We start from the raw sequence: 22,381 nt of genomic DNA on the forward strand, positions 1-22,381 counted from the left end.
TTCTTCGGGTCATGGACGCTTCGGTAGCGCGAAAGCCACATACGAGCCCCCCGACTTCAATCCGTACCGGGTTCCGCCAGCAGCAATCGCCACGTACTGCCGACCGTTGATCTGGTAGGTGATGGGGGTTGCGAAGCCGCCCGCCGGTAGCCGGTAGCGCCACAGCACACGACCGGTCTGTTTGTCAAAGGCCCGGAGGTTTTCGTCGTAGGTAGCCGCGATAAACAGCAGGCCACCCGCCGTCACGAGCGGTCCACCGTGGTTTTCAGTACCGGTCGGGGCAATGCCCTGGCGGGTCAGCTCGGGATACTCACCCAGCGTTACCTTCCAGCGGTACTCGCCCGTGTTGAGGTCGATCGCGTTCAGCGTACCCCAGGGTGGTTTAACCGCCGGGTAGTTGTCCTGATCCCGAAACTGGGTGGTTCCGTTGTTCAGGTAGGGAGGCACGTACGGGAAATCACGGCCCCCAACCGGACTCGCCGGTGCCGCCACGGCATGGACGTCGACCGCAGCCGAAGCCGTCAGGGCGGGTTTGGCGTTCAGATTCAGCAGAAACTGCACGATAGCCTCCCGGTCTTCCCGGGGTATGTGCTGAAACGAGGGCATGCGCCCCCGGCCCGAAGCCAGCAGCTCAAGAATCTGTTGTTTGTCGAGCCGTTTGCCTACCTCAGTCAGGTCGGGATAAGCCTGGGCCGTCGTGGTCGATGCCTTACTCTTCCCGCCCAGACCGTGGCACACCGAACAGTTGTTGTTGAACAGTGATGCGCCCCGGCCCACGGCCACGCCAGCTGGCTGGATTCGGCTGTCGCGCATCTTAAGCCACCAGAGCATATTGTTTCCATTGACGTAGAGCACGCCATCCGGGTCAGCCGCAGTACCGCCCCATTCGGCACCGCCCCCGAACCCCAGAAACAACGACCCTTCTTCGCTGGGTGGCATGTATTTGCTACCCCGCCGGCTGTTCCGGAAGCGCTCCAGCACATAGGCACGGGCTGCGGGCGTGCGATTGGTCAGCGTGGCCTCGGTTACGTCCTGAAGCGCAAAGGGCGCAGGTTTTGTCGGCACGGGCTGCGTGGGCCAGGGCTGCTCACCGGGCAAAGCGGGTGCGGTAGGTACCGGTACTTCCTTCACCGGAAACAGGGGTTTGCCCGTTTCCCGGTCCAGCACGAAGACATAGCCATCTTTCGTAGCCTGCGCCACCGCATCGACAAGCCGACCGTTCTGCCGGACGGTGAGCAGGTTGGGCGGACAGGGCAGGTCGCGGTCCCAGAGATCGTGATGAATAGTCTGAAAATGCCAGATCCGTTCGCCGGTCCGGGCGTTCAGGGCCAGTATGCAGTTGGCAAACAGATTCTGACCGGCCCGCGCGCCCCCGTAAAAATCGACCGAGGGCGAACCGGTGCCGGCATAGACAATGCCCCGTTTGTCATCGACAACCATACCTGCCCAGCAGTTGGCACCGCCTAGTTTACGGTAGGCATCTTTTGGCCAGGTTTCGTAGCCATACTCGCCCGGCAGCGGAACGGTATGGAAGGCCCAGGTCAGCTTCCCCGTTCGGACATTGTAGGCCCGGATCGTACCCGGCGCAGCATCGCCCCCTTCTGACACCCCCGACCCCATCACCAGCAGATCCTGATAAATAACCCCGGGGGTCGTGGCCCGGACCGACAGGTTCTGCAGGTCATGACCCAGCGTTTCCCGGTCGCCCACCCCGTCGTGCAGGTCTACGATCCCGTTGGTACCGAAATTGGGGATGGGGGCTCCCGTCTGCGCGTTGATAGCGTACAGCGACGAGCCCACCGAGTACAGAATCCGCTGATCGGCTCCGTCGGCCCAATAGACAACCCCACGGAGCGGATGAAACTGGGGTTTCTTTTCCGGGTTGGCAAATGGATCGAAAAGCCAGCGCTTCTGCCCCGTAGCAGCATCGACGGCAAAGAGTTTCATCCGCGGGGTCGTTCCGTACAGGATGCCGTTCACCACAATCGGCTGGCACTGGATGTCCATCCCCCGCTCGGCCGGGTTGTTATTTTCGCCCGTGTCGAACGTCCAGGCCAGTTGCAGTTGCTTCACCGTACGGGTATTGATCTGCGCCAGGGGAGAATACCGGTTACCGGCTTTGTTTCCTCCATAGGCGGGCCAGTCTGCCCCGGCCGGTGGGTCGGCAGTCCGCTGGGTGTCGCTTACCCGCATACTGCCGGACAAGAGCAGCACACAACCGATAAAAAGGGTATTGACTAGTTTCATGGGACTGGGTTCTCATAAAACGTGTAGGTTATTTTCCACGTCACGTCCTGGCCGGGTTCGGCCCGCAGGCGGATGTAGGGTTCGGGGCAGGACGTAGTGGCGCAGGCCCAGAACACCAGTTTCTCCAGCGGCTGGTCGGCGGTCATCCGCACCGACGCGCCCGTTTTCCGATTCTCGATCCGAACGTCGTAGTCGCCTGCCGACGGGCCGAACCCCTGCAACCCGGCGCTGAACACCTGCTCCCGTTTTTCGAGCGGGCGGGCGTAAACCAGCCGGTTCCCCTGCGCCAGAATGGCACTGCCAAACCCTTTGCCTTCGGCCGTCACCGCAAACGGGAAACGGATTTCCACCCCCGGCCCCGTCGGCTGTTTGTCGATCACGAAAAAGTTGTGGTTATAGACGCTGGTTTCGATCCGCCGTGGTCCGGTGTTTTTCAGGCTATGCTCCAGCACCAGTTCCGGCTTACCTCTGGTGAGCCGGACTGTTTTGGTGTACTGATAGCCGTAGCCGGCAGCGTCGGTCAGCTCGTGCCGGAAAACCACCCGGTCGGCATAGGTCCTGACGCTCCGCTTTCCGTAGTCGACCACGTCGTAGTACGTAGCAAACGAGTACGCTTTGGCGTCGGGCCTGCGAAGGGCCCCTACCCCGATTTTAACGAACGTCGCCCCCGGTTCGGCCTCGGTAAAACCCAGTGGGGTAAACTCCTCCACTGGCCCGTTGATGGCGTCGTGGGTTTTGGGGTCATAGGCATCGTACCACGGCTCCACGAACCGGTGGCCTTTGTAGTCGAGGTACCCGAACGCCCCCGACCAGTCGAAGCGGGTACCCCGGTAGTAGCCCCGGGCCGTATCGGGCAGGTACAGCGACGCCCGAATGATGCCGTTCGAGATGGGCACCTGGGGCGCATCGTCGGGAATGCGGGCGCCGATGCCCAGCACCAGCAGGCCGCCAGCCAGTACCGTAATTTTCGCAAAAGCAGTTGGTCTCATCATCACCAGTCGACAACCGACCCGTCGAGGGCATTATACGTTTCGGGGTTTTTCCAGTCGTGGCCTATTTTGTCTTTCAGCTGGGCTTCGTCCAGTTCGATTCCCAGCCCCGGCCCCTGCGGAATCATGACGGTGCCGTCTTTTTGCAGTTTGAAGGGATTTTTCAGATAACCTTCACCCAGCGTGACCTGCTCCTGCACCAGAAAATTGGGCACGCTGGCCGCCAGATTCAGGCCCACTGCCAGCGAGATGGGGCCCATGGGGTTGTGGGGCGCTATGGGCACGTAATAAGCCTCGGCCATGCCTGCAATGATGCGCCCTTCGGTGATGCCCCCGGCATGGCACAAATCGGGCTGGACGATACTGGCCGCTCCTTTTTCCAGAATTTCGCGGAAGCCCCATTTTGTAAAGATCCGCTCGCCGGTAGCGATGGGCAGGTGAGTGCCGCGGGCAATATCGACCATGGTGTCGACATTCTGCGCCTGACAGGGTTCTTCGATGAACATGGGCTTAAACGGCTCCAGTTCTTTGATCAGCACCTTGGCCAGCTGGGGCGAGATGGACCCGTGAAAGTCGATGGCGATGTCCATATCGTCGCCCCCGGCTTCGCGCAGCGACGCAAAATTATCGACCGCGTACTTGATGAATTTGGGGTTCTCGACAATGTTGGCCGGGTTCTGTTTGGCAACGCCGGTTTTGATAACGGTGTAGCCCTCGGCCTTACGCTTCTTCATATCGTCGGGAGTGCTGGCGCGGCCGTATACCCGAACCCGGTCGCGGGTGGGTCCGCCGAGCAGTTCGTAGACGGGCACGTTCAACAGCTTGCCTTTGATATCCCAGAGCGCATGGTCGATACCACTCAGCGCGCTGGTCAGGATGGGCCCGCCCCGGTAGAACGCATGCCGGTAAATGGCCTGCCAGTGGTGCACGACCTGCCGCGGATCTTTACCGATCAGGTACGGCTCGATCTCTTTGATAGCCGTCTGGATGGTCAGCGCGCGCCCTTCGAGCAGGGGCTCGCCCAGGCCGGTCACCCCGGCATCGGTATGTACTTTGAGGAAGATCCAGCGGGGCTTTACCAGAAAGGTTTCCAAACGGGTAATTTTCACTTTCCCGTAGCCCTGGAACGGGGGCGGGCTGGCGGCATACGACCGCTCGGGCAGGACCATGGTGCTCATGCCGGCCACACCCAGCACCGACTGGATAACCGACCGACGGGAAACGGCATTGGTTTTTGGGGACGATTTCATACAGGTTCAGGGAGTTTGCGGAGTGATCAGGGGCGAATGATAGTGCCGTCCATTTTGCGGACCTGCCAGTTCGATTTGGTCGTGATGGGGTATTTGGCGGCTTCTTTTTCGTTGATATCCACCCCCAGCCCCGGCACCTCATTGACCGACATATACCCTTTGTTCATGGTCGGGCAGCCGCTGAAAACCTCTTTCATCTTGTCGGAGAACTGGACGGCTTCCTGAATGCCGAAGTTCCAGACGGCCAGATCGATATGCGCATGGGCGGCATGCCCTACCGGCGACACATCGCCCGGGCCGTGCCAGGCGGTCCGGATGTTGAACCACTCGCCCAGCCGCGCTACTTTCATGGCCGGGGTAATTCCGCCGATCTGCGAGACGTGAATCCGGATAAAGTCGAACCACTGGTTCACCATGGGCTCCTTAAACTCGTTGATGTTGTTGAACAGCTCGCCCATCGCGATCGGCACCGACGTTGCCTGCCGCAGGTTGGCGAACCACTTCATGTTTTCGGGTGAGAAAGGATCTTCGATAAAGAACGGGCGGTATTCTTCGACCTGCTTGATCATGTTGATGGCATCGATGGGCTGTACCCGCTCGTGGATGTCATGCAGCAGCTCGACCTCGTCTCCGCATCGCTTGCGCACTACCTCAAACATTTTCGGAACCGACTTCAGGTACAGTCGCTCGTTCATGTAGTTGTCGGTTTCGCCCCCGAAGTTGGCCGCTTTGAAATCGGGCTTGTCGGCCGTTGCGCCTACCGCGCCGTAGCCGCCCTGCTGAATCCGGATGTACCGGAACCCCTGCTCCATGAATTTGGTCACGCTCTCGGCAGCTGCTTCGGGCGTATTGCCACCGGCATGGGTATAACACGGAATGGCAAACCGGACCTTGCCGCCCAGCAGCTGATAGACCGGCATACCGGCGCGTTTCCCCTTGATGTCCCATAGCGCCTGATCCAGCCCCGAGAGGGCGTTGTTGAGCACAGGGCCGTTTCGCCAGTAGGAACTGACGTAAGCCGCCTGCCACATGTCTTCGATGTTATCGACGTCTTTACCAACGCAGAAATCATTCAGGTAGGAGTTGATGGCAACGACCACGGCCGCGGCCCGCTGGGTAAACGTAGCGCAACCCAGTCCATACAGCCCCGGCTCCGTCGTTTCCACTTTCACTACAATCAGGTTCGACCCCTGCGGAGCCGTAGCGATGGCTTTTACACTTTTGATTTTGACCGGCGCGGCCCCTACTGCATAGCGGGCCACTGGTTTCTGTTCGCGGGCTTCGGCAGTAGAAGGGCCTCCGAAGAGCCCCAGCAAACCGGCCGAAGAGCCCATCCCCAGCATTTTCAGCGTGTCCCGGCGACGTTGATCCAATGTATTCATGAACGTTTGTTAAGGTTTAGGTGATTGTTGGGAGTAATCCCCCGCCTGTTGGCAGGCGGGGGACCGGAAAGCCGAAGCCGGCCGGCAAATCGAATGTGGAATAAAAGACTATTTTTTATCCCACCATACCCGTGTGTCGAGGTTGTTAGGCCCCTGGCGGGTAATGGCTTCGTTGAGGTTGCCCGAGTTGACAACGATCTCGCTGTCAGGATAGGGCAGCCGCCGGATAAAATCGCCTTTCACTTCCGAGCCGGGATAAGGGTTCTTCTTCAGCGCCGGGAAACCGCTGCGCCGGAAATTGGCGAATGACTCGTTGCCGTCGAGGAAGGTAGCGACCCAGTACTGGGTGTTGATCTGTTCCAGCGCCCGGCCCGCATCCAGCGGCTGCGCATCCAGATACGCTTTGATGGACGCTTCGGGGATGGCGGCTCCGTACGAGGCCATCTGCTCCAGATTAGCCCGGACACCCCGCGCAAAATAGTCGGCCGCCGACCCCGTCACCCACCCGCGAACAGCGGCTTCGGCCAGCAGCAGCTGTACCTGGGCGTAGGTGATGTGAAACTCGGGCGCATCTAATTTCAGCACCGTGTTCAGATTCACCTGCGAGTAGTCCCAGAGGCTGGCAACCCCGTTCTGCGCCAGCGTAGACGTAATCGTGACGTCATTATAGCCCATCGGCATACCGATCTGGACTTTGGGGTCCGACGAGGCCCGGGCGGCTACCTGCTCCTGCCCCCCTTTGGCTCCAACATAACGAACGGCAAAGATCGAAAGCCGGGGGTCGTTATTGTCTTTGAGGTAGTTGACAAACGGAGCAGCCAGGTAAAAATTCGTTTTTTCGCGGGCCGCCAGGTGGTTGGCGATGTAGTTGTTGTAAATGGCCGTATGCCGGATAATGGAGTTGTCGGCGTTGGACTGGAACAGCCCGCCCGCCACGGCTTTGGCTACGTAGGCCTGCGCCGTTGCCGGATCGACTTTGGTGAGCCGCATGGCCGCCCGCAGCATGAACGAATAGCCCAGTCTCTTCCATTTGGCCACGTCGCCCCCGTAGAGAATATCGGTCGTAACCGCGGCCTGGGTCGTGGTCAGCGCAGCCGACGCTTCGTCCAGCTCCTTCAGAATATCCTTGTAGATAACCTGCTGGGCATCATACTTGGGCGTGATGATCTCCTGCGTGTAGCCCTGTCCGGCTTCGAAATACGGAATGTCGCCGTAGGTATCGCTCAGGATCATGAACACATACGCCTTCCAGATGCGGGCTGCGTTATAGGTGTTCACCTGCAGCGGGTCGCTTTTTGTCTGGTCGAGCACCGCAACGAGCTGTTTCAGCACATTGCGGTAGAAATTGGTCCAGACCAGGGGGGTGTTGCTGTTATTGATCTGATCATAATTGGCCCCGGATAACGAACTACCGTAGGGCGTGATGATCTGCTGTACAATCCCGAAGTTGTAGGTGAGCATCCCCAGCGTACCAAACCCGTCGAGGTAGGTGGTGCTGATGATGGCTTTGTTGAGCACCAGCGAGGGCGCCAGCGACGTTGGATTGACCCGGTTGGTGTTGAGCTCGGTGAACCCGTCGTCGCAACCCGTAAACAGCCCCAGCGAGAGTACGAGGGCCAGTATGTATGTTTTTTGCCGTTTCATGATGTCTTTGATAGGGTTTTAGAATCGATGCCGTTTGCAGATGGGCGAAACAGAAAGCCGGCCCGGGCTTCAGAACCGCACGTTCAGGTTGAAGCCGATGCTGCGGGTCAGCGGCAGACCCGGCCAGAAGTCAAGTCCAACGGCGTTATCCGACGACACCAGCACTTCTTCGGGGTCCATGTTCTCGGTCCATTTTTTGAGTACCAGCACGTTGTTGGCCACCGCATTCAGCCGCAGTCCCTTGATGAAGAAACTGGCCGGTAACAGCTTGCTAAAGTCATACCCCAGGGTAAGCTGCCGCAGCTTCCAGAACCCGGCATTCGACACAAAATCCTCGTTGATACCCAGCGGGTTGATGGATTCGTAGAATGGCTGCACGGCGGCTCTGGTCTTGTTCACCTCGCCGTTCGGATTCACCCCGTTACCGATCACATACCCTTCGGCCCGGCCCGGCAGGGTCCGCTTCGACAGCCCGTGGCGGACGTAGTTGATATTACGACCCGCGATCATCTTGTGGCCCAATTTGAAGTCGATCAGCGCCGACAGTACAATCCCCTGGTAGGTAAATGTGTTGGTGATGCCGCCGAAGTAGCGGGGCAGGGCGCTGCCAACGTTGCGGAGTACGTTGTTACGCAGGGGCATACCGCTGTTGGCATCGAACACCTGCCGACCCTGGGCATCGCGCAGGTAGGTGAACGTGTACAGTTGCCCGATCGGTTTGCCCACCACCTGGTTCAGCACCCGGCCTCCGCCACTGCTGACCGTAATGACCGTGTCGTTAGGCGACAGACCGAGCCGCAGTACTTTGGAGGTGTTGTACGATACGTTCGCGCTGACATCCCAGCGGAATGCGCGCGTCGACACCGGCGAGAACGACAGCAGCATCTCCAGCCCCTGGTTCATGCTGCGCCCTACGTTGATCAGCTTGCTCGTATACGACGACGCATCGGACACCTGCGCGGCCAGAATCTGATCGTCGGTTGTTTTGTGGTAATAGGTAAAGTCGAAGCCAATCTTGTTCTGGAACAGCTTCAGCTCCAGCCCCACTTCGGCCTCCTGAATACGAAGCGGCCGCAGGTTTTTATTCGGCACCACGGTTGCGTTGATCCCCCCGACCGGCACCAGCGCGCCCGATGGGTTCGGGAACGAGTTATTGTCGACGGCAAAGTACAGGGCGTTCGAATACGGGTCCACGTTGTCCGATCCCACCTGGGCGTAGGCCGCCCGCAGTTTTCCGAAGGTCAGCCAGCCCGGCAGGTTGTCGAAAGCCTGCGAGAACACGAAACTCCCCGTTACGGAGGGGTACAGGATGCTCCGGTTCGACGGGGCCAGGGTCGAGAACCAGTCGTTGCGAGCCGTGGCGTTCAGGAACAGAAACTCCTTGTACGAAATGGTAGCGGCCCCGAAGACGGAGTTGATTTTTTTCTCGGCCAGGGCGTACAGGGGATCTTTGATCCGACCGTTCATAACGGTATACAGGCCGGGCTGCACAAAGTCCTGCACCGTTACGCTGTTGTAATCGTTGCGGGCGTAGCGGGCGTTGCCGCCGAGCGTCAGGTCGACCCCGATGGCGCCAAAGGTTTTGTTCATACCGATGATCAGGTCGAGGTTCCGCTCCAGGTTCTGCCGCACATCCTGGGTGTAGGAACCGTTGACGAAGCCCACCGGTGCGCGGGCAATAGGCGCGTAGCCGTTCGGAATGTTGTAATCCTGATTGCGGACGTACGAATCCTGCGCCAGCCGCCCCTGCACGTAGAGCCAGTCGGTGAACTGGTATTTGAGGGCCAGGTTCCCGAACAGCCGGCTCCGCCGAACGTTCTCGAACTTGTTGTTCATGGAATAATACGGGTTATTCCGGACCAGGAACCGCGAAAACACGAACTCGTCGCCATTGGGCAGGGTCTGGTTCTGGCGCAGGGCCTCAAACGGCATGGAGTTGGCCAGGGTGAAAATGACTGTCGAGACCGACAGATCCTGCGTATTGAGCTGGGGCGGGTTTATGTTGTTTTCCAGCGAGTAGTTGATGTTTCCCAGCGCCGTTAGTTTGCTGGTAATGTTCTGCGTGAAGCCCAGGTTGATCACCTTCCGGTTGAAGGTGTTGTTCTCCATGATGCCTTTGTTGTCAGTATTACCGAACGACAGGCTGAACCCACCCGAGGGCCCGTTATTGGCTACGGTCACCGTATTGGTGAAGTTGGTTCCGACCCGGTAAAACTTCTTCACCCGGTCGAATACCGGCTCGTAGGGCCAGGTTTCGTTATCGAACAGGGTCTGGGTCATGCCGGGCTGAAACTTCTCGCCGAAGCTCCAGACGCCCGAGGTAGGGTTGGGCGTGGTGGGTCGTTTGCCGCCTTCGCCCTGCCCGTATTCGTACTGAAAATCGGTGAAGTCGAGGGGCGTATCGGTCGTAAAGTTGGTGTTGTAGGTGACGCCGAACCCCTTGGCCGACCCTTTGCTTTTGGTCGTGATCATCACCACCCCGTCTTTGGCACGGGAGCCGTAGAGAGCAGCCGCTGTTGCCCCTTTGAGGACCGTCATCTCCTCGATATCGTCGGGGTTGATACTGCTCAGCCCGTCGCCCCCGTCGGAGCTGTTGGAAGCCCGGTTGCCAAAATCGCCCCCCAGCGAATAGTTCGAGTTGTCGATGGGTACCCCGTTCACCACGATCAGCGGGTTGTTCTGCCCACTGAACGACGACTGGCCCCGAATCCGAATCTTAGCCGTTCCGGCGGGGCCGGTTCCCATGGAGGTGATGTTGACACCGGCCAGTTTCCCCTGGAGGCCGTTCACGAAATTGGGCGTACGGTTCACGTTGATCTGCTCGGCATTGACCGTGGCGGTAGCATAGCCCAGCGTTTTCGATTCGCGCTTGATACCCAGGGCCGTAACGATTACCTCGTCGATGGCTTTCGCGTCTTCGACCAGCTGCACGTTGATGATGGACCGATTGTTGACCGGAACCGTCTGGCTGACGTAGCTGATGTAGGAAAATACCAGCGAGGCATCTGACGCCACATTGATCGAATAATTACCCGACGCATCGGTCGCGGTACCGAGCGAGGTACCACCCACTACCACGTTCACACCGGGCAACCCCTGGTTATCGGCGCCGGTTACGCGGCCGGTTACCCGGTTGCTTTGTGCGAAGCCGTAACCCTGACACAGCAGGACAAGCACCACAAGTACGTTTATAGGTTTTTTCATGGGGCAAGGGATTATAGGTATATAGAAAGGCACTCAAAGCGAATCTGGACTGATCACCAGTTGTGAATGGCCCCATCCGGACTCTTCAGAATCGGATGCGGGTATTTCGTATTGGCCGTTACTTCCAGCACGAAGGTGGCTTTCTTCGGGTTGAACGTTACGCCCAGCCCCGGGTCGGGTTTGAGGTAGAGCTTGCCGTTTTTGAAGTTCACCAGGTCTTCGTTGAAATACTCGGGGCGCTCGGGCTCGCCACCGGCCAGCTCCATCAGACAGCGCGTCGGACTGCTCGATCCCAGCACGTGAACCAGGGCGGCCACGGCCAGCGGGCCGGTGAAGTGCGGAATCATGCCCACATAATGGGTTTCGCACATGGAGGCCAGCTTTTTGAATTCAGACAGGCCACCCGTGTTGGGCAGGGTAAAGCGGGTATAGTCGATGAGCCGCTGCTCGATGAGGTTGTTGCTATCCCAGCGGTCGCCAAACTGCTCGCCAACGGCAATGGGTACGGTGGTCATCTGCCGCACCGTTTTGTAAACCTCCGGATTTTCGGAGCGGATAATATCCTCGACAAAGTAGGGCTCGAGGTTCTCCAGCGCTTTGCAGATTTTCACCCCTTCGGTCGTATCGAAACGGGTATGCAGGTCGATGGCCCATTTACCGCCACCGCCCACGGCCGCATCGATTCGTTTGCAGAGGTCGATCGTTTTTCGGGCGTTATCGTAAAAGTCGAACGGCTCGGTGCCATTCCCGCCAGTGGGCCCGATGCGGTAGGCCCGTAAGCCGGCTTCGATGCAGTCGCGGGCGCGCTCTTCTTCAGTTTTGGCTTTAGAAGCCCGGAACCCCGTGGCATAACACTCGACATAATCGCGGGTGGCTCCGCCCAGCAGTTCGTAGACCGGCACGCCCAGCGCCTTCCCCTTGATGTCCCACAAGGCCATGTCGAGAGCACCCTGCGCATGGAGTTTTTCGCGACCTGGCGGGTAGAACATGCCCCGGTACAGATTCTGCCAGATGTGCTCGATGCGGAACGGATTCTCGCCGATCATCATCTGCGCACACTGCTCGATCATGTCTTTGGAGCCACCCTCGCCAATACCGACGATCCCTCCGTCAGTTTCAATCTCTACAATGCCCCGCGCCTGGTTGAAGAGTGGTTTGGTGTAGCCGGGGGCTGCGTAATAGCGAATTTTGGTAATCTTCAGTTTTGGCACAGCAGCCTCCGGGGAGAGCAGAGGCAGACCGGCCAGCGCTGCCGTTGAGCCGAGTAGCGATGATCTGATAAAGGTTCGTCGTTGCATATAGGTAGGTTCAGGAATTACAGAGAAAGATTGCTTAATCGTTTAAGCAAAGAGCTAAAAATGTAAGCTCAGTCAACGAGTACTTTTATTTTCGACGAGTTGCGGGCAATCAGAGTAGCTTCCATCAGGATTTGTTTTCGTTCCTGCTGAGAATCTTTGAGTTTGTTGATCAGTACGTCGACCGATGTTTTGCCAAGTGCCTCCATGGGCTGTTGCAGGTAAGTAACGGGGCAGTAGTACAAATCGAATGCTTCGGCCTGGCCAAAACTCACAATAGCCAGATCGTCCGGCACGTTCAGGCCTAGTTCGTTGATGTATTTTAACCCGCTGATAGCCAGCCGGTAGGTGGCAAAGATCAGCGCATCGATGGGCTTCTCAGCGGCCAGCATCAGGTCGATACCGGCCCGCACTTCCAGATCGACGTTGGTAAACTCAACCTCGGTCAGCCACTCGGGGCAAAACCCGGCCTCGCTACCTCTGAGCGCATCTACATACCCCCGAATCCGCTCCCGCATATGAAACAACTGCGACCGGTAGGCCACAAACCCGACATGCCGGTAACCGCCCTCTACCAGATGCAGACCCGCCTGGTAGGCAGCCTGGTAATTGTCCAGCGCTACGTAATCCGTATCGATATCCGGAAAGTAGCGGTCCAGTAATACGAACGCAATGTTTCTGTTTTTCAGGTACTGAATCTGCTCTTCCGTATGTTCAGACGACACGATGATGAACCCATCTACCTGACGGTTTATCAGCACGTTGATCAGATCCCACGACTTGTCGGCGTCTTCGTCCGAGCTTCCGATAATGACGGTATAATCGTTTTTCTTGGCTTCATCCTCTACGATCCGGGCGATATTGGCGAAGAATGGGTTCGATATATCGGCGATGATCAGGCCCAGCGTCCGGGTTCGTCCGCTCCGGAGGCTTTTGGCCAGGTAATTTGGCTGGTAGTTCAGCTCACTGGCAATCTGTCTGACCCGGGCCGCGATTTCTTCCCCTACCCGACTTTCCTTCTCCTTGCCATTGAGCACGTAAGACACCAGCGCCGTCGATACACCCGCTTTCTGAGCAATGTCTTTCAGGGAGGTTTTCTTCTTGTTCATACGGGCAGGCAAGGCTGGTCCGGTCAGGCAGCACCCGGCTGAGCCAGGTCTGACGTAACGGCTGTCAAAGCTAAGCTTAATCGTTTAAATACAAACAATAGTATCAATAATTTTTTATTTATTTTCATTATTCGTTGTTTCTAAAAATTCATGATGGTTCGTGACCGACCCTGCACCCGGGTTGTTGTTGGTCCGCCACAAGTCAGTGCGGGAGGTAGCTGCGTGGGCTGGCATATGCCGGTATAATCCGTTTATTTAGTAGTTTCAACCCTTGTTTATCCGTACTCCAAACCGACTATCGCGAATCCATGCAGCCTCATTCCGTAACGACACTGATCATCGGGGCCGGTCCGGCGGGGCTGGCTATGGCTGGTCAGCTGGCCCACCTGGGTATTTCGAGCACCGTGCTGGAAGCCAGCGACTACGTAGGGTTCTCCTGGCGTAACCACTATGACCGTCTGCACCTGCATACGGTTAAGGAACATTCGTCCCTGCCTTATCTGCCCTACCCAGCCAGTTACCCGACTTACGTATCCCGGCTCCAGTTGGTCGAGTACCTCGAACAGTATACCGAACAGACCGGCATCAAGCCACTTTTCAACCAGAAAGTGACGGCTATCCGTACTGGCCAGACAGCCGGTCGGTGGGAAGTCCAAACGGAAACGGACCTGTTTCTGGCCGATCGGGTCATCGTCGCCACGGGCTACAACCGGGTACCAAACGTTCCGGAACTACCCGGACAGTCGGCGTTCAGAGGCATCATCTGGCACAGTCGAGAGTATCGCAACGGCGCGCCGTTTCGGGACGAAGACGTACTGGTCGTTGGCATGGGTAACACCGGCGCTGAGCTGGCGCTCGACCTGCTCGAACACGGCGCCCGACCTGTTATTTCGGTTCGTCGCTCTATCAATATTGTCCGCCGGGATGTGTTCGGGCGACCGGCGCAGCCTACCGCTATCTTCCTGAGCAGGTTTCCGCACTGGTTCTACGACCTCATGACGGGGCTGTCGCAGCGATTGACGGTGGGCGACCTGACGGCTTACGGACTGGGGAAGCCCGACCATCCTGCTTCCTACGACACCCGGCGGGGAAAGATTCCCGTCATCGACATCGGCACCCTCGATCAGATCAAAGCGGGCGCCATTGCTGTCGCCCCGGCTATTCAGCAGGTCAACCCTAAAACCGTCACTTTTGCCGACGGCAGCGAACGCCCTTTCGACGCTATCATTCTCGCCACTGGTTACCGGCCGGGTCTGCTCCCCCTGCTCGGCGACACCCTGGCTGGCCAGACCCTGAACGAACGGGGCTATCCCAGGCAGCTCTGGTTCGACGATCCGGGCTTGCGCGGACTCTATTTTCTGGGCTTTACAACCCCGCTGACCGGAGTCATCTACAACCTGACCATCGACTCGGAAAAAATCGCGAAGCACGTTTCCCAAAACAATTCTGTCACGGCATAGTTCTATTTATGTAGTCACGGTGGCTACGGATGTATTCAACGTTATAATCACTACTATCATGAACGAGACAACGATAAAAGGAGGCTGGAACGAACTGAAAGGTAAAATCAAACAAGCGTATGGCGATTTGACCGACGATGATCTGGCCTACGAAGAAGGACAGGCCGACGAAATGTACGGCAAGATCCAGCAGAAAACCGGTAAGACGAAAGATGAGATTACGAAGGCCATTGCCGATCTGTAAACCACGGTGATGTCTGCATACAGCCGGGCCTGATCAGGTCCGGCTTTTTTTATGGCCTGAAACGGCAACTTCGCGGTGTATTTTTTCTGGTTCATCGGAATTAATGCCCCCCTGTCGTCGGATTCGTCTTCTTTTGGGCGTCCATTGACACCGCTCATGAAGAACCGTTTTTTAATCGCCGGTCTGCTCATAACCGCCCATACCCTCCAGGCGCAGACCGTTGTTACCTCCGTGCAGGACGCGCTGGCCCTGGCCCGCCGGAACAACCCGGACCTGGTCAACGCCCGGCTCAATCGTACGGCCCAGGAACAGCAACGCACGGCCGTTCGGGCCAGCCTGCTCCCTTCGGCCCGGCTCTTTACCAACTTCGATTACAACTACGCCTTACCCGTGCAGCTCGTGCCGGCCGAATTTGTGGGCGGGCGGGTCGGTGAGTTTCGGGAGTTTCGGTTTGGCCTTCCTTTTTTCCTGACGGCCGGCGTTGAGGTCAACGCGCCGATCCTGAACCGCCCGGCCCGCGCCGACCGAACCATCGTTGAGCAGAACCTGCGTATTATCGATGACCAGACGCTGGTGTTGCAGGACGAAGTATCGACCCAGACCGCACGCCTGTACCACGCCACCCTGCTGACCCGGGCCGCCATCGGCATCTACCAGCGTAATCGTTCGGCGGCCGATACGCTGGCGCAGATTGCTGCCCAGCGGCTCGACAAAGGTCAGATCGAACCGCTCGAATACAACCGGATCCGGTCGGTACAGCTGACCACAACCGACATTCTTTACCAGAACGAACTGACCTACGCGCGTAATCTCGGCCAGCTCAAACTCCTGCTGGGCCTGCCCCCCGCCGATAGCCTGGTCCTTTCTGAAGAGCTGGCCAACCGCCCGATCGACAACCTGGCCAGCGCACCGGCAGTCGGACCGGCCGACCGACCGCAGGTAACCCTTCAGCAATCGCGGGTGGCCCTGTCGCGGCTGCAGCTCGACCGTGAACGACTCCTGCGCTGGCCAACGCTCTCGGCCTACGGACGCTATACGCAGCAGGCCCAGCGAAACCAGATCAATTTTCTGAACCCGAATGAACGCTGGTTCACCATTGGCGTGGCGGGTTTGCAGTTCAACTACCCCCTTTACTCGGGCGGCCTGCGAACCAGCAACATCGCCCGTGCGCGGCAGCTGCTGAAAGTGGCCGAGGCTGAACTGGCCTATGAAAGCGACCGCCAGACAACCGATACTGACGACGTCCGGAACACCTACAACCAGGCCGTCCGGTCGCTGGGGCTGAACCGGCAGAATTACGACCTCAGCAATCAGAACGTTCAGATTGCCCTGATAAAATACCGCTCGGGCCTGTTCGCCTACGACCAGTACCTGAACGTATTTAACGAAGCCCTCAGCGCGCAAAACCGGTTCCTGACCAACCTCTCGAACGTATTCATCAACCAGACCATCCTGCAGATCCGCAGCGGCCAATAAACCCGTCCGGGCCAGGCGTTACGGCTGACACAGTACCGTACACCCTGGCCCGCACCTCGACAATTAACTGCACACATGAAAACGACTCCATACCTGTTAGGCCTCCTGGGCATATTGTCTGCCTGCAACCGGGGCAGCGAGGGGGTGTCACCCACCTACCGCGACCTCACCGAAGCGGTCTACGCTTCGGGCAGCATCTACCCACGAAATGAGTATACCGTCACGGCCGACGCCACGGGCCTGTTGCAGCAGCGGCTAATCAACGAAGGCGATACCATCCGCCGGAACCAGTTGCTGTTTGTGCTCGAAAGCGCGGCCGAAGATGCGCGTCAGCGGGCGGCTGCCAGCGCCTACCGGCAGGCACGGGCCAACCTGGGCGCCAACTCGCCGGTACTGGCCGAACTGGAAGCTCAGGTCCGGAACGCTCGCACCCGACTGGCCAACGACTCGGTCAACTACAGCCGCTTCCGGGAGCTGTATGCCCAGAATGCCACCTCCCGCGCCGAGCTGGAGCGGGCCGAGCTGAACTACACCCTGGCCCGCAACAACCTGCGGGCGCAGCTGAACACCCTCCAGCGGAGCCGTAATCAGATTCAGGTCGATGTTGAAAACAACCGCAGTCAGCTGGTATCTTCGGAAGAGGCAGGCCGGAGCACGCGGGTCCGCAGTTTTGTGGATGGCAAGGTGTACGAAGTCTACAAAGATCCCGGCGAGGTAGTGCGGGTGGGTGATCAGCTGGCCCTGGTAGGCAGCAGCCACCAATTGTACGCTCAGCTGGCCGTCGACGAGAGCGACTTTGGCCGGATACGGGTTGGGCAGACGGTCATGCTGAAGGCCGACGTGTATCCCGACAAAGTGTTCAGGGCGCGCATCGCCAAAATCTATCCGAAGCTGAACCGCTCCGATCAGTCGTTTCGGGTCGACGCTGAATTTACCGATGCCAGCCCCGCGTCCTATTACGGCCTGACGGTCGAAGCCAACATCATCATCAGCCAGAACCGGCGCGTGCTGACCATTCCGAAATCCTACGTCGTTGGATCCGACAGCGTCTGGATCGAGCAGGGTGGTAACCGGCAGAAAGTACGCTTCCGGAAAGGCGCCGAAAACTTCGACCTGGTTGAGGTAAAAAGCGGCCTGACGGAGGCTTCCAAACTGATTTCGGTTGACTAAGTGAGCGATTGCGTGGTTTTCAGTAGTTCACACTCAATCACCCATTCACTCAATCACTCAATTTCTCGTTCCCATGAACATCAACATAGCGGCTCAGATTGCCCGGACGCATTTGCTGGCCAAGAAACGCCAGACACTGGTTGCCATGCTCGGCGTGACCTTCGGCATTGCCATGTTCATCACCATGATCTCGTTCATGCAGGGTGTCAACCAGTTTCTGGAAGATTCGGCACTCGACGCCAGCCCGCACATCCGGGTCTATAACGAGGTGAACACGCAGCGCCCGAGCCTGATCGACGAACAGAAACCCGGCGGGTTCAACGTGGTCTACCACCAGAAGCCGAAAGACGAATCGGCGCGACTCAAGAACGGACTTCAGATTGCCGAACGCATCGGGCGCGAAGCGGGGGTGCTGGGGGTATCGCCCCAGGTAGCGACCCAGGCCTTCTACAACAACGGCCCCATTCAGCTCTCCGGCACCATCTCGGGCGTAGACATCGACCGCGAGAACCGGCTGTACAAACTGACAACACGGCTTAAGTCGGGCAATCTCAACACCCTGAAAACCAACCCCGACGGCCTGATCATGGGAACGGTACTGGCCCGCAAGCTAAACGTTCGGATCGGCGACAAGGTCACGGTAACGACCCCCACCGGCAGCACCCGGATTCTGCGCGTGGTGGGCACCTTCGGGTTCGGCGTCGGCACGGTCGACAATACCAAGAGTTACGCCAACCTGGCTACGGTGCAGGAGATTCTCCAGCGCGACCCCAGCTACATCACCGACATTCACGTCAAGATGTTCGACCCGCTGCAGGCGCTTCCCTTCGGTCAGAAGATACGGGCTGTTTACGGCTACTACACCGAAGACTGGGCCACGGCCAACACCGCCATCCTGGCCGGCGAAAAGATCCGGAATATGCTCACCTACGTGGTGTCCATCACGCTGCTCGTCGTGGCCGGGTTCGGCATCTATAACATCATGAACATGACCGTCATCAACAAAATCAAGGACATCGCCATCCTCAAAGCCACCGGCTTCGACGGGCGCGATGTAGTCGCTATCTTTCTGTTACAGGCCGTGTTCATCGGATTTACGGGCGGCCTCCTGGGGCTGGCCATCGGTTTCGGGCTGAGTTATCTGCTCTCGATTACGCCCTTCGACGCGGGTGATTTCCTGAGCATCAAAACCTTCCCGGTCATTTTCGACGGTACGTACTACGGCCTGGGCCTGCTGTTCGGGATCATCACGACGGTGCTGGCGGGGTATTTCCCGTCCCGCAAAGCCGCCCAGGTAGACCCGGTCTCGATATTACGAGGATAGCTTTTTTCGAGTGATGAGTGATGAGCGATGAGTTCTTACGGGTCATCTACGCGCATCACTCATCATTCATCATTCATCACTCATCACTCATCACTCATCACTCAAAAAATGTCTACGGTTCTTTCGGCTCGGCATTTGAACAAGTTTTTTTATGATCCTGATACATTTCAGGTGCTGAAAGACGTCACGTTTGAGGTGCAGACGGGCGAATTTCTGTCTATAGTGGGCAAGTCGGGCTGTGGGAAAAGCACTCTGCTGTATCTGCTCTCGACGATGGACACCGACTACGACGGGGAGATCGACATGGCCGGTACGACCCTGACCGGCCGGAGTCAGAACTTCCTGGCCCAGTTCCGCAACGAGCACCTGGGGTTTGTCTTCCAGTTTCACTTTCTGCTCCCCGAATTTTCGGCCCTGCAAAACGTTATGTTACCAGGACTCAAACTGGGCCGGTATCCCGAGAAAGAAATCGAAGAGCGAGCCATGGAAAAACTGCGCCTGATCGGTATGGCCGACTATGCCCGCAAACCGGCCAGCAAACTCTCGGGCGGGCAACAGCAGCGGGTAGCGATTGCCCGTGCCCTCATCAACGACCCGACCATCATCATGGGCGACGAACCGACCGGGAACCTAGACCGGGCCAATTCCGAGAACGTGTTCCGTATCTTCCAGGAGCTGGCGGCTAAGGGGCAAACCATCATCACCGTTACGCACGACCCCGATTTTGCGGCAGGCACTGACCGCATCATTGAAATGAGCGACGGCAAAATCATCAGCGGGCATGAAAATTCACATCGACAAACGCATTGAACTGGCGTTTCTCTACATCTCGATCATGGGCATCGCGGTGCGGTACTGGGTACTGCCCGATATCCGATGGTGGCAGCAGGCCCTGTTGTTTATCGTCACGATGATAATGCTGAACGCCGTCTGGATCTTTCATTACGTATTCAACCACTGGCTGAACGGGCGTTTTCCGTTCGAGCGTAGCGTAACCAAACGTATCGTTATTCAGCTGATCGGCAGCTGGTCGGTAGTCAAAACCGTGCTGATCATCTGTAGTATGCTGGTGGTTCACCGCATTGTTCCGTCGCTGTCGGAGTCCTTCAACCGACTGACTCTCATGGCGCTGGGCGTCGGCATCTTTCTGGCCAACGTCGTCATCAGCCTGGGGTTTATTGCCAACCAGCTGTTTCAGCGCTGGCAGGCCGACCAGCTCCGGGCCGCCCAACTCGAAAAAGAGAAAGCGCAGGTCCAGTACGACAACCTCCGGAATCAGCTGAACCCCCATTTTCTCTTCAACAGCCTGTCGTCGCTTGATAACCTGATCGACGACGATCCGGCGCTGGCCCGGCGGTTTCTGCAGCAGCTCTCCCGGGTGTTCCGGTACGTGTTGCAGCACAAAGACCGGGAGCTGGTGCCGCTGGAGACCGAGCTGGGGTTCATCAAAAACTACGTATCACTCCTGCAAACCCGTTTCGACGGCACCCTGTCGATCCGCTGCCAGATCGAGCCCGACGATACCGAGCGACTGATCGTGCCTGTTACGCTCCAGATCCTGATCGAAAACGCCATCAAGCACAACGTCATCAGCGAAGCCCAGCCGCTACCGGTACTGATCACGACCGATCACGAGTACCTGACGGTTTCGAATCCGGTCCAGCGTAAAAAGCAGATCGGCACCTCCAACGGGCTGGGGCTTCAGAACCTGACCCTGCTCTATCAGTTTCTGACGCCTAAACCGGTTGAGGTACAGGACGCCGACAACCAGTTTCGGGTGCGGGTTCCGCTGGTAGGCTGAGTATTCCGACCACACTATGGTTCTTATATGTCCAGGCCATAAGCCGGGGATGGGTAGCTTTATGCATCCATCCTTTTGGCGCTTTGGGGTCAGTCGGAAAACTTTTTTGCCACCGACCGCAAGTTTAGCCGTGATTCGGGACCTGAATCAGAAACAACCGTGCGCTAGTGAACGAACAGGCCGATGAGCTACACCGACTCGAACTCCTTCGGAAGGGCGACGAACCCACCTTCCGCTGGCTGGTAGACACCTACCAGACCCGGGTCTTTCGCACGGCCCTGGCCATCGTTCCAACGCCCGAAGAAGCCGAAGATGTTGCCCAGGAAGTTTTTGAAGAAGTATACCGAACAGTGGGGCAATTTCGCGGGGAGGCCAGCCTGTCGACCTGGCTTTACCGGCTCACGACGTCGCGGGCGCTGAAGAAAGAGCGGGATCGGAAGCGCAAAAAACGATTCGCGTTTCTGACCAGTCTGTTCGGTCCCGACGAGTCGGCCACCTACGACCCACCCGACTTTCAGACACCCGAAACCAGCCTCGAAGACCGCGAACGCACCGGGCTCATCAACCGGGCCGTGCAGCAGCTGGCCGAGTCGCAGCAGATAGCGTTCACGCTGCATTATCAGGAAGAACTGTCGTATCAGGAGATTGCGGCCGTGATGCAGACCTCGGTTTCGGCCGTCGAGTCGCTGCTGTTTCGGGCGCGCCAGACCCTCCGGAAACGATTAACCCCTTACAGGAACTCATGAACGATTCAACGAAGAAACCAGCCGGGTCAGACGACTGGGAAACCGACTTCCAGCGCTGGGGAAAACGTTCCCTGCCCGAACCCCGCCCCTTTTTCTATACCCGTTTGCAGGCCCGGCTGGCCCAGTCTGGCGAGTCGGCTGGCTGGCTGCCGTGGTGGCTTCGTCGCCCGGCCTACGCCTATGCGGCCCTGAGTCTGCTGATTGTGCTGAACGCTGGCGCAGTGATCCGGTCGAACTGGATCACCGAAGAACCGGCGGGGCCAGACCTGGCCTTGTCTGAACCAAACAGGCCTGACCAGGCCACGGCCGATACCGATCCCATCCTGGACGACTACGACATAGACCCGATTACGATTGCTTATGAATGATCAACGGCGCATCCGTCTACTTACGGGCCTGGTTGTGGCGCTGGTGTTGCTCAACATCGGCCTGCTCAGCTGGCTTTGGCTACGGCCTGCCCGCCCCGACGTTCGGGGCAACCGGCTCCGCGAACGCACCTTCCTGGCCGACACCCTACGGTTTTCGCCCGGGCAGCGGCAGCAGCTCACGGCCCTGCAACGCACGTATTTTCAGCAGATGAAACCCCGGGTACAGACCCTGCGGCAGGCCCGGCGCGCGTATTTCCGGCTAACCGACTCCTCGCTGACCGAGGTCCAGCGTCGCGACCGGCTGCATGCCTTCCATAAACAGGCCATCGACATTGACCTCCTGACCCTGGCCCATTTTGACCGGATTGCGGCTATCTGCACGCCCGATCAGCGGACGTTGCTCAACCAGCTCATGAGCAAACTACCCGAACGCGCTTTCCGGATGCCCCGCTCCCGCCGGAGCAACCGCGACGGGCGTACCGAAACCCGGCCACCGTCAGATTCGATTCGCTGAGTCAGTCGCCCTGCCGAGTGTCGGGAGTGCGGGCAGACGCGGGTCGGAGCGGGTCACGCAAAAAAAAAGTTGAGCCGGACCGCAAGTTCAGCTGCGTACCGGGGCCTAAGGGTACGAAAGGCATCTGAACGATGACTGAATAGATAACAACAAATCCA

The 22,381-nt window shown here is 58.2% G+C and carries 18 protein-coding genes; 10 read left to right on the forward strand and 8 right to left on the reverse strand.

Annotated elements, in window-relative coordinates:
- Positions 1 to 9 precede the first annotated feature (9 nt).
- The 8 genes from B1C80_RS11005 to B1C80_RS11040 all read right to left on the reverse strand — a co-directional run bounded on the left by B1C80_RS11005 (position 10) and on the right by B1C80_RS11040 (position 13,120).
- Positions 10 to 2,247 carry a PQQ-binding-like beta-propeller repeat protein gene (locus B1C80_RS11005; RefSeq protein ID WP_077921134.1) on the reverse strand — a complete coding sequence of 746 codons (2,238 nt, stop codon included), beginning with the start codon at positions 2,245 to 2,247 and terminating at the stop codon, positions 10 to 12.
- On the reverse strand, positions 2,244 to 3,239 hold the full coding sequence (locus tag B1C80_RS11010) for a hypothetical protein (RefSeq protein WP_236648715.1): 996 nt from the start codon (positions 3,237 to 3,239) through the stop codon (positions 2,244 to 2,246). Before B1C80_RS11010 ends, B1C80_RS11005 begins: the two co-directional genes overlap by 4 nt.
- On the reverse strand, positions 3,239 to 4,486 hold the full coding sequence (dgoD, locus tag B1C80_RS11015) for a galactonate dehydratase (RefSeq protein ID WP_077921135.1): 1,248 nt from the start codon (positions 4,484 to 4,486) through the stop codon (positions 3,239 to 3,241). Before dgoD ends, B1C80_RS11010 begins: the two co-directional genes overlap by 1 nt.
- 26 nt (positions 4,487 to 4,512) lie before the next feature.
- Positions 4,513 to 5,868 (reverse strand): enolase C-terminal domain-like protein, encoded by a 1,356-nt coding sequence (locus B1C80_RS11020; RefSeq protein ID WP_077921136.1) that lies wholly within the window; start codon positions 5,866 to 5,868, stop codon positions 4,513 to 4,515.
- Between the two features lie 108 nt (positions 5,869 to 5,976).
- Entirely contained in the window at positions 5,977 to 7,512 is a 1,536-nt protein-coding gene (locus tag B1C80_RS11025; protein WP_077921137.1) for a SusD/RagB family nutrient-binding outer membrane lipoprotein, read from the reverse strand.
- A gap of 69 nt (positions 7,513 to 7,581) precedes the next feature.
- Entirely contained in the window at positions 7,582 to 10,716 is a 3,135-nt protein-coding gene (locus B1C80_RS11030; RefSeq protein ID WP_077921138.1) for a SusC/RagA family TonB-linked outer membrane protein, read from the reverse strand.
- A gap of 53 nt (positions 10,717 to 10,769) precedes the next feature.
- Positions 10,770 to 12,014: a mandelate racemase/muconate lactonizing enzyme family protein gene (locus B1C80_RS11035; RefSeq protein WP_077921139.1), complete on the reverse strand. Its 1,245-nt coding sequence runs from the start codon at positions 12,012 to 12,014 to the stop codon at positions 10,770 to 10,772.
- 68 nt (positions 12,015 to 12,082) lie between these two features.
- Positions 12,083 to 13,120 (reverse strand): LacI family DNA-binding transcriptional regulator, encoded by a 1,038-nt coding sequence (locus B1C80_RS11040; RefSeq protein ID WP_077921140.1) that lies wholly within the window; start codon positions 13,118 to 13,120, stop codon positions 12,083 to 12,085.
- Between the two features lie 308 nt (positions 13,121 to 13,428).
- On the opposite strand from B1C80_RS11040, the gene B1C80_RS11045 reads away from it, so the two are divergent.
- The 10 genes from B1C80_RS11045 (at position 13,429) to B1C80_RS11090 (ending at position 22,223) form a co-directional block, all read left to right on the forward strand.
- Positions 13,429 to 14,580 carry an NAD(P)/FAD-dependent oxidoreductase gene (locus tag B1C80_RS11045; protein ID WP_077921141.1) on the forward strand — a complete coding sequence of 384 codons (1,152 nt, stop codon included), beginning with the start codon at positions 13,429 to 13,431 and terminating at the stop codon, positions 14,578 to 14,580.
- A 58-nt stretch (positions 14,581 to 14,638) separates the two neighbouring features.
- Positions 14,639 to 14,824, forward strand: a complete 186-nt coding sequence (locus B1C80_RS11050) for a CsbD family protein (RefSeq protein ID WP_077921142.1) — start codon at positions 14,639 to 14,641, stop codon at positions 14,822 to 14,824.
- Positions 14,825 to 14,980: 156 nt separating this feature from the next.
- Entirely contained in the window at positions 14,981 to 16,300 is a 1,320-nt protein-coding gene (locus B1C80_RS11055) for a TolC family protein (protein ID WP_077921172.1), read from the forward strand.
- 75 nt (positions 16,301 to 16,375) lie between these two features.
- Positions 16,376 to 17,470, forward strand: a complete 1,095-nt coding sequence (locus tag B1C80_RS11060) for an efflux RND transporter periplasmic adaptor subunit (RefSeq protein WP_077921143.1) — start codon at positions 16,376 to 16,378, stop codon at positions 17,468 to 17,470.
- 73 nt (positions 17,471 to 17,543) lie between these two features.
- On the forward strand, positions 17,544 to 18,794 hold the full coding sequence (locus B1C80_RS11065; RefSeq protein WP_077921144.1) for an FtsX-like permease family protein: 1,251 nt from the start codon (positions 17,544 to 17,546) through the stop codon (positions 18,792 to 18,794).
- 108 nt (positions 18,795 to 18,902) lie between these two features.
- Entirely contained in the window at positions 18,903 to 19,604 is a 702-nt protein-coding gene (locus B1C80_RS11070) for an ABC transporter ATP-binding protein (RefSeq protein WP_077921145.1), read from the forward strand.
- Positions 19,576 to 20,595, forward strand: coding sequence for a sensor histidine kinase (locus B1C80_RS11075; RefSeq protein ID WP_077921146.1), 1,020 nt, complete (start codon positions 19,576 to 19,578; stop codon positions 20,593 to 20,595). Before B1C80_RS11070 ends, B1C80_RS11075 begins: the two co-directional genes overlap by 29 nt.
- Before the next feature lie 167 nt (positions 20,596 to 20,762).
- Positions 20,763 to 21,341, forward strand: a complete 579-nt coding sequence (locus tag B1C80_RS11080) for an RNA polymerase sigma factor (protein ID WP_077921147.1) — start codon at positions 20,763 to 20,765, stop codon at positions 21,339 to 21,341.
- Positions 21,338 to 21,709 carry a hypothetical protein gene (locus B1C80_RS28695; RefSeq protein WP_236648716.1) on the forward strand — a complete coding sequence of 124 codons (372 nt, stop codon included), beginning with the start codon at positions 21,338 to 21,340 and terminating at the stop codon, positions 21,707 to 21,709. The genes B1C80_RS11080 and B1C80_RS28695 overlap by 4 nt, the downstream gene beginning before the upstream one ends.
- Entirely contained in the window at positions 21,702 to 22,223 is a 522-nt protein-coding gene (locus tag B1C80_RS11090; protein ID WP_077921148.1) for a Spy/CpxP family protein refolding chaperone, read from the forward strand. The genes B1C80_RS28695 and B1C80_RS11090 overlap by 8 nt, the downstream gene beginning before the upstream one ends.
- Positions 22,224 to 22,381 lie beyond the last annotated feature (158 nt).

Origin of the sequence: Spirosoma sp. 209 (genome assembly GCF_002006735.1) — a bacterium.
GTDB classification, from domain to species: domain Bacteria; phylum Bacteroidota; class Bacteroidia; order Cytophagales; family Spirosomataceae; genus Spirosoma; species Spirosoma sordidisoli.